This window comes from Pseudomonas sp. (assembly GCF_032058845.1).
In the GTDB taxonomy this organism is placed as follows: Bacteria; Pseudomonadota; Gammaproteobacteria; order Pseudomonadales; family Pseudomonadaceae; genus Aquipseudomonas.
Genome location: NZ_DAMCCR010000182.1, coordinates 1 through 3,909, shown reverse-complemented (window position 1 = coordinate 3,909; position 3,909 = coordinate 1). Strand labels below are relative to the sequence as shown.

Annotated in this window: 6 protein-coding genes; all 6 read right to left on the bottom strand. The window is 66.3% G+C overall.

Annotated features, from left to right (window positions below; genetic code table 11):
• Nucleotides 1-496: AIR synthase related protein (locus tag RT028_RS20120; protein WP_312937230.1), on the bottom strand; the 496-nt coding region annotated here is incomplete at its 3' end.
• A gap of 18 nt (nt 497-514) precedes the next feature.
• Complete coding sequence (gene nusB / locus RT028_RS20115) at nt 515-1,015, bottom strand: transcription antitermination factor NusB (protein WP_312937228.1); 501 nt, start codon at nt 1,013-1,015, stop codon at nt 515-517.
• Entirely contained in the window at nt 1,012-1,488 is a 477-nt protein-coding gene (gene ribE, locus RT028_RS20110) for a 6,7-dimethyl-8-ribityllumazine synthase (protein WP_312937226.1), read from the bottom strand. The genes nusB and ribE overlap by 4 nt, the downstream gene beginning before the upstream one ends.
• Nucleotides 1,489-1,578: 90 nt before the next feature.
• A complete protein-coding gene (gene ribBA / locus RT028_RS20105; RefSeq protein WP_312937224.1) occupies nt 1,579-2,670 on the bottom strand; it encodes a bifunctional 3,4-dihydroxy-2-butanone-4-phosphate synthase/GTP cyclohydrolase II in 1,092 nt (363 codons plus the stop codon).
• Nucleotides 2,671-2,693: 23 nt separating this feature from the next.
• Nucleotides 2,694-3,359: a riboflavin synthase gene (locus RT028_RS20100; protein ID WP_312937222.1), complete on the bottom strand. Its 666-nt coding sequence runs from the start codon at nt 3,357-3,359 to the stop codon at nt 2,694-2,696.
• A gap of 43 nt (nt 3,360-3,402) precedes the next feature.
• The coding region (locus tag RT028_RS20095; protein ID WP_312937220.1) for a RibD family protein at nt 3,403-3,909 on the bottom strand (507 nt) is incomplete at its 5' end.

Here is a 3,909-nt window from a genome sequence, read left to right as displayed (position 1 = left end):
CGGCGGCATTGCCCAGCGCGCCTCCGACACACAGCAGGTCGCCCGGCTGGGCGCCACGGCGGCGCAGCGCCTGGCCTGCCGGAACACGGCCAAACACGGTCAAGGTCAGACTGAGGGGGCCGCGCGTGGTATCCCCACCCACCAGGGTCAGGCCGCATTGGCTGGCCATGCGCTGCAGGCCCTGGGCGTAGCCTTCGAGCCAGGCGGCGCCGACATCGGGCAGGGTCAATGCCAGGGTGAATGCCAGCGGCTGAGCGCCCATGGCCGCCAGGTCACTGGCCGCGACCGCCAGCGAGCGCTGACCGAGCAGAAAGGGGTCGCAGACCGCCGGAAAATGCACCCCGGCCACCAGCGTATCGGTAGACACCGCCAGCTGTTCGCCGGGCGGCAGGTCAAGCAGGGCGCAGTCGTCACCGATGCCCAGCGCCACACCCTCGCCGCCTTGCGCACAGGGCGCGGCAGCGAAGTAGTGATTGATCAGCTCGAACTCACCCATCACACGACAGCGCCAGGATCAGCGCTTGTTGGCCTTGACTTCGGCTTCACGCAGGCTCGGCGCCAGCTTGTCGAGCACACCGTTGACGAACTTGTGCCCGTCGGTGGCACCAAACACCTTGGCCAGCTCGACGCCTTCGTTGATCACCACGCGGTACGGCACGTCGACGCGCTTGATGAACTCCCAGGTGGACAGCCGCAGCACCGCCAGCTCAACCGGATCGAGCTCTTCCAGGGCCATGTCCATGCAGGGCACCAGGGCTTTGTCGATTTCGCCACTGATCGCCGGAACGCCGTGCAGGATTTCGCGGAAATAGGCGCCATCGATGTCGGTGAAATCGTTGTCGACCCGGAACTGCGCTTCGATTTCATTCAGCGAGTGCTTGGCCATGTGCCACTGGTACAGCGCTTGCGTCGCGAGCTTGCGGGCTTCGCGGCGCTTGACGCTTTTCGAAGGCTTGCCGGCGTCCGCAGGTTGCGGATCGCGCGGGTTGAAACGATCGCTTTCGTCGCTGATCACTTGGCCTCCAGCTGCGACAGCAGGCTCACCATTTCCAGGGCCGACAGTGCAGCCTCGGCGCCTTTGTTGCCGGCCTTGGTGCCGGAACGCTCGATGGCCTGCTCGATGGAATCGACGGTCAGCACGCCGAACGCAACCGGTACGCCGAACTCCATCGACACCTGAGCCAGGCCCTTGGTGCACTCACCGGCCACGTACTCGAAGTGTGGGGTGCCGCCACGGATCACGGCGCCCAGGGCGATGATCGCGTCGTACTCGCCTTGCTGGGCAACCTTCTGCGCCACCAGCGGGATCTCGAACGCGCCCGGGGCACGGATGAGGGTGATGTCGCTGTCGCTCACGCCGTGACGGACCAGGGCGTCAACGGCGCCGCTGACCAGGCTTTCGACGACGAAGCTGTTGAAACGGCCAACCACCAAGGCATAGCGACCTTTGGGGGCGATGAAGGTACCTTCGATGGTCTTCAGGTTCATTCGGGGAATCTCACATTCGATAACGAGGCCGCACAGGGCGGCCTCGGCAGGGTTCGGACTCGAGCTTCAGGGCGTTGCCGGCACCTGGTGTTACTCGGAGGGCACGTATTCTACAACTTCCAGATCGAATCCGGATATCGCATTGAACTTCATCGGCGAACTCATCAGGCGCATCTTGCGCACGCCCAGGTCACGCAGGATCTGCGAACCGGCGCCGACGGTGCTGTAGGTGGTCGGCACCTTGGTCGGCAGCTCGCCGGCGCTTTCGCGGATGTGCGAGAGCAGCACGTCGCCATCCAGCGGATGGCCAAGCAGCAGGACCACACCGCTGCCGGCGTCTGCCACGGCGCTCATGGCCGCGCGCAGGCTCCAGCGGTGCGGTTGCTTGACCAGCAGCAGGTCGCGCAGCGGGTCCATGTTGTGCACGCGCACCAGGGTCGGCTCGTCGCCGCTGATGGTGCCCAGGGTCAGGGCCATGTGCACATCGCCTTCCACGGCGTCGCGGTAGGTGACCAGCTCGAACGGGCCCAGCTCGGTGTCGAGCGGCTGCTCGGCGACCCGCTGAACGGTGCGTTCGTGGATCATGCGGTAGTGGATCAGGTCGGCGATGGTGCCGATCTTGATGCCGTGCTCGGCGGCGAACAGTTCCAGCTCGGCGCGGCGCGACATGGTGCCGTCGTCGTTCATCACTTCGCAGATCACGCCGCTCGGCTCGAACCCGGCCATGCGTGCCAGGTCGCAGGCCGCTTCCGTGTGCCCGGCGCGGGCCAGGGTGCCGCCTGGCTGGGCCATCAGCGGGAAGATGTGGCCGGGGCTGACGATGTCATCGGCCTTGGCGTCGCGGGCGGCCGCTGCCTGCACCGTGCGTGCGCGGTCGGCGGCGGAGATACCGGTGGTGACGCCCTCGGCGGCTTCGATCGACACGGTGAACTTGGTGCCGAAACCCGAACCGTTGCGCGGGGCCATCAGCGGCAGCTTGAGGGTCTCGCAGCGCTCGCGGGTCATCGGCATGCAGATCAGGCCGCGAGCGTGCTTGGCCATGAAATTGATGTGCTCGGCCTGGCAGCACTCGGCGGCCATGATGATGTCGCCTTCGTTCTCGCGGTCTTCGTCATCCATGAGGATGACCATTTTGCCCTGGCGGATGTCTTCGACCAGTTCTTCGATGCTGTTGAGCGCCACGCGGCACCCCCTTCTCAATTCATTCAGGATTTCAAGAAGCCATTGGCGGCCAGGAAGCTTTCGGTGATGCCACTGCCCTTGCTCGGTTCGGCGGCCTTGTCGCCCAGCAGCAGACGCTCCAGGTAACGGGCCAGCAGGTCGACCTCAAGGTTGACCCGACGCCCGGGGCGGTAGTCGGCCATGATGGTTTCGGACAGGGTGTGCGGGACGATGGTCAGCTCGAATTCGGCGCCGTCGACCTCATTGACCGTGAGGCTGGTGCCATCGACGGTGATCGAGCCCTTGTGGGCGATGTACTTGGCCAGGTCCTTGGGCGCTCGCACGCGGAACTGGATCGCGCGGGCGTTATCGCTGCGCGAGATGATTTCGCCGACGCCATCGATGTGGCCGCTGACCAGGTGACCGCCCAGGCGGGTGGTCGGGGTCAGGGCTTTTTCCAGGTTGACCGGGCTGCCCGCCTTGAGGTCGACGAATGCGGTGCAGGCCAGGGTCTCGCGGCTGACGTCAGCCCAGAAGCCGTCGCCCGGCAGTTCCACGGCGGTCAGGCACACGCCGTTGACCGCGATGCTGTCGCCGAGCTTGACGTCGCCCAGGTCGAGCTTGCCGGTCTGCACGTAGACCCGCACGTCACCGCCCTTGGGGGTCAGGCTGCGGATGGAGCCGATCGATTCGATGATACCGGTGAACATGGTGTCCTCCTCGGGAACAGGGCTGCGCGGGGCAAGCCGGGCATTATACGTCGCTGGCCGGCTGCGGTACGGCGATGATGCGCCAGTCGTCGCCGACTGCGCGCATGCCAGTGATCTTCAGGCGCGGTGCCTGGCTCATCTGACTCAGTGGCCAGTCAAGCAAGGGTCGGGCACTCGAGCCCAGGAAGGTGCCGGCGACGAACAGTTGGTATTCGTCGATCAGGCCTTGCTGGGCAAAGGCACCGACCAGTGTCGGGCCGGCCTCCAGCAGGATCTCGTTGACGCCCTGCGCGGCCAGTTCGCCGAGCAACGCGCGCAGATCGACCTGGCCCGCCTCGCCTGGCACCCGCAGCAGGCGATGACCGGCCTCGGCGTAACGTGGATCGCTTTGCGCCGCTGTGGCCACCAGCGCACCCCCGGCCTGGAAGAACGGTGCGCTCAGCGGCACGCGCAAACGCCCATCGATCAGCACCCGCAGCGGCGGGCGCGACAGCGCCAGGGCGGTAAGCTCCTCGTCCAGGCCCAGTTCGGCGCCACGCACGGTCATGCG

Coding starts and splice junctions, on each gene's coding strand:
- ribE (WP_312937226.1), bottom strand. CDS start 1,488: ATGAACCTGAAGACCATCGAAGGTACCTTCATCGCCCCCAAAGGTCGC.
- RT028_RS20100 (WP_312937222.1), bottom strand. CDS start 3,359: ATGTTCACCGGTATCATCGAATCGATCGGCTCCATCCGCAGCCTGACC.